At 48.9% G+C, this 3607-nt stretch carries 5 protein-coding genes; 4 read left to right on the forward strand and 1 reads right to left on the reverse strand.

The features are described from left to right. Together ACWA6V_RS19080 and ACWA6V_RS19085 are read left to right on the forward strand one after the other, a co-directional pair. On the forward strand, positions 1 to 971 hold a 971-nt coding region (locus ACWA6V_RS19080), incomplete at its 5' end, for an ammonium transporter (RefSeq protein ID WP_449523981.1). A 180-nt stretch (positions 972 to 1151) separates the two neighbouring features. Beyond that, the gene (locus tag ACWA6V_RS19085) at positions 1152 to 1490 is read left to right on the forward strand and encodes a P-II family nitrogen regulator (RefSeq protein ID WP_007639554.1); all 339 of its coding nucleotides are present in this window, start codon (positions 1152 to 1154) and stop codon (positions 1488 to 1490) included. A 69-nt stretch (positions 1491 to 1559) separates the two neighbouring features. Here the strand turns inward: ACWA6V_RS19085 and ACWA6V_RS19090 are convergent, their stop codons facing one another. Then, entirely contained in the window at positions 1560 to 1883 is a 324-nt protein-coding gene (locus ACWA6V_RS19090; protein ID WP_449523982.1) for a hypothetical protein, read from the reverse strand. Between the two features lie 302 nt (positions 1884 to 2185). On the opposite strand from ACWA6V_RS19090, the gene ACWA6V_RS19095 reads away from it, so the two are divergent. Both ACWA6V_RS19095 and potA read left to right on the forward strand, forming a co-directional pair. Then, positions 2186 to 2497, forward strand: a complete 312-nt coding sequence (locus ACWA6V_RS19095) for a hypothetical protein (protein WP_310068295.1) — start codon at positions 2186 to 2188, stop codon at positions 2495 to 2497. 283 nt (positions 2498 to 2780) lie between these two features. Continuing rightward, positions 2781 to 3607 (forward strand): polyamine ABC transporter ATP-binding protein (gene potA, locus ACWA6V_RS19100; protein WP_449523983.1); only part of this gene is annotated, 827 nt, incomplete at its 3' end.

Below are 3607 nucleotides of genomic sequence, written 5' to 3' on the forward strand. Positions count from 1 at the left end.
CCGGCGGCTCGATTTACTCAGGTGCTTCTGACTTCTTCTTCCAGGTGGTGTTTGTTGCTACCTGCATGTCGATTGTCTCTGGTGCAGTAGCAGAGCGCATGAAGCTTTGGGCTTTCCTGCTGTTTGCCGTTGTGATGACAGCTGTTATCTATCCTGTTGAGGGCTCATGGACTTGGGGTGCTGAAGGCGCATTCGGCTTGAATATCGATGATCAATTCGGTTTCAAAGACTTTGCTGGTTCAGGCATTGTGCATATGGCTGGCGCTGCAGCTGCTTTGGCAGGCGTGCTTTTGCTGGGCGCGCGTAAAGGTAAATATGGTCCAAATGGTGAAATTAATGCAATCACCGGTGCCAACCTGCCAATGGCTACTTTAGGTATGCTGATTCTGTGGTTCGGCTGGTTTGGTTTTAACGGTGGTTCCGTATTGAAGTTGGGCGATATCGCTAATGCGAACACTGTTGCTATGGTTTTCCTCAATACCAATGCGGCAGCTGCCGGCGGCTTGTTGGGTTCATTGATTGTAGCTCGTCTGTTATTTGGTAAGGCTGACTTGACCATGATTCTCAACGGTGCTCTGGCTGGTCTCGTCGCGATCACTGCCAGCCCTGATACTCCGAGCGCTCTTGCTTCTGTAATTATTGGTGCGGTGGCTGGTGTGCTGGTAGTCTTCTCAATTCTTGGTTTGGACAAGCTGCGTATTGATGATCCGGTTGGCGCTATTTCTGTTCACGGCGCAGCTGGTTTGTTTGGTTTGTTGGTTGTTCCTTTTACCGCAGAAGGTACTACCTTCTTGGGTCAATTGGCGGGTGCCGCGATTATCTTCGCATGGGTATTCGGCGCTAGCTTGGTGGTTTGGTTTGTTATCAAGCTGGTTATTGGAATTCGTGTATCGGAAGAGGAAGAATTTGAGGGTGTGGATATCGCCGAGTGCGGTATGGAAGCCTATCCTGAATTCACCCGCTCCAAGTAATGAAAACGGCTCGCTGCTGCGCCTGCGGCAGCGAGTAAACACCTTACCTGCTATAAAGTTGTTGTTGATGTGCGAAGCTTGGGTGTATCTTTACCGCAAGTTTCCGGGCTCAGGCTCATCATAAGATGATATGGGCATTCCGGCACCAGCATTCACAAGACTCCAGCAAAGGAATTAATAATGAAACTGATTACCGCTGTTGTAAAACCGTTCAAACTCGACGACGTGCGCACTGCATTGTCAGACGTTGGTGTTCAAGGTATGACTGTAACTGAAGTAAAAGGCTTCGGTCGTCAAAAAGGTCACACTGAACTTTATCGCGGTGCTGAATATGTTGTAGATTTTCTGCCGAAAGTAAAAATTGAATTGGCGGTTGACGATTCAATGGTTGAGCAGGCAGTAGAAGCTATTACCAAAGCAGCACAAACCGGGAAAATTGGCGATGGTAAAATCTTCATCGCTCCGCTTGACGAAATTATTCGCATCCGCACCGGTGAAACCGGCTCTGATGCTGTTTAATTGATCGGTACAACGTGGCAATAATCCATTGCTGCGAACGAAAAACGCCACCCTTGTAGTGGCGTTTTTTTATGGCAATTTGTTTTGCAAGCTGCGGCGCAATTGGTTAATAAAACGGCGCTGCTGGATAAAAAAATACAGCGGAAATGCAATTAGCATTAATACAATTGCACTGGTTTGTTGCGACATGCCTAGAGCCGGCCGCAGCACCAGCACAAATAAAAAACACAGGCCGGCCATGAGCAGTGCGCTCAACAAGTTGCTGCGCCAGATTTTCATTTTGTGTTCAGCGGCAAATGCATGTTGATAAGCTTGGGTGAGCAATGCTTGTTGTTCGGCGGGGGGTAGTTCGGCCAGCTCTGGAAAATGTTTTGCGAGTCGTTTGAAGTTCATAAGGATTGATAAATAATCTATTAATGCGTATTGGATGAGCAAAGATCCGGCAGTGGAAGAAACTTTGCTGTAACTTTTTTTCACGCTTGCGGCAAGCGCTAGACTTGCTAATGGTTAATAACTAAAATCCGCCGCAAAGGCTCCCGCTAAGATAAAAAAAGCCTAAAAATTCATCACCAATGATCATGACGTTTAAAAGAGTCTGCGCTATAAATTAGCCGGAGCCTTCGGCGAAATAAGCTAGGCTTTGGTTGGGATGAAAATACTAAGAACTCACATTGTACAAGTTTTCAGGTGACATTATGACTGATGAAGACCCCATTAACGACGAAGAATTAGAAGACACTGGCGTAGAGGGGGAAGAAGACGCCGATGAGGTGGATGAGGCGCTCGATAGTGATGAAGTGAGCTATGCCAGTCCTGCCGCCAAGGTGGTTGAGTCTGAAGCACTGGAAGATTTCAGCATTGCCTCGCGCCAGAAAGCGCGCGACGAGCTGGAAGCGCAAATTGCCGCTTTCCTCGCGCGTGGAGGAAAGATCAATGAAGTGCCGGCTAATGTCACCGCTGATCCACCAAAAAAGCCGACCCCTGACTACGGTGGTCGCCCTATCTAATCGCTTATTTCCGCTATCGGCCCCGCACTGGGGCCGATTTGTTTTGGGCGGTTTGCTTGCCTGAATATTTTTTGCTTTAAATCCATAGGCTTAGCGGGTTTATACAGGCTGTTTTTTGCGCCGCTGAATGCTGGATTTTTAGCTGCTCATTTGAGTAGAATGGCCTCTCTTTTGCGTAGGTTCGCATCTTAATATTTTGCTGTTTTGCTAACCTGAACCGTCCCGAGCGCGCCTGCACGTGACTACTGATCCCTTGCTAATTAACCAGAGGAGCTCTGTCGAGGTGAATGAACCGCGCGCCCTGCTAAATCTCAATAATCTGTCCAAGACGTATGGCAGTAACCGAGTTCTCGATAATTTTGACCTCACTATCTTTGACGGTGAGTTTTTCACCTTGTTAGGCCCCTCTGGCTGCGGCAAAACCACTGTGCTCAGAATGATCGCCGGGTTGGAAGATACCGATACCGGTAGCATCCACCTGGATGGCCAGGATATTGGTCAGGTGCCCGCCGAAAAACGCCCGATCAATACCGTTTTCCAAAGTTACGCCTTGTTTCCGCACATGACGGTGTTTGATAACGTCGCTTTCGGTTTGCGCATGAGCGGTGTAGCGAAAGAAGAAATTGCGCCGCGCGTGACTGAAGCGTTGGAAATGGTGCGCTTGGGCGAGTTTGCCCAACGCAAACCGGCGCAGCTCTCCGGTGGCCAGCAGCAGCGTGTGGCGATTGCGCGCGCGGTAGTGAATCGCCCCAAGTTGTTGCTGCTCGATGAATCCCTCTCCGCGCTCGATTACAAATTGCGTCAGCAAATGCAGATCGAACTTAAACGCCTGCAACGCAAACTCGGCATCACCTTTGTGTACGTGACTCACGATCAGGAAGAAGCGCTGTCCATGTCGGATCGCGTGGTGGTGATGAACAAGGGCAAGGTGCAGCAACTGGGTACGCCGCGTGAAATTTACGAACAGCCCGCCAATTTATTTGTCGCCAAGTTTATTGGTGAGATCAATCAACTGGATGGCGAAATAGTCGCCGTTGATGGCAATCACGAATACGAAGTTAAAGTAGAAGGCCTGCAATGGCGTTTGCACGCAGAACATAATTTCAAAGC

The sequence above is a fragment of the Cellvibrio sp. genome, from assembly GCF_053579595.1.

What these genes read in the sequence shown, in the direction of transcription:
- ACWA6V_RS19085 (WP_007639554.1), top strand. Translation starts at nt 1,152, where the DNA reads ATGAAACTGATTACCGCTGTTGTAAAACCGTTCAAACTCGACGACGTG.
- ACWA6V_RS19090 (WP_449523982.1), bottom strand. Translation starts at nt 1,883, where the DNA reads ATGAACTTCAAACGACTCGCAAAACATTTTCCAGAGCTGGCCGAACTA.
- ACWA6V_RS19095 (WP_310068295.1), top strand. Translation starts at nt 2,186, where the DNA reads ATGACTGATGAAGACCCCATTAACGACGAAGAATTAGAAGACACTGGC.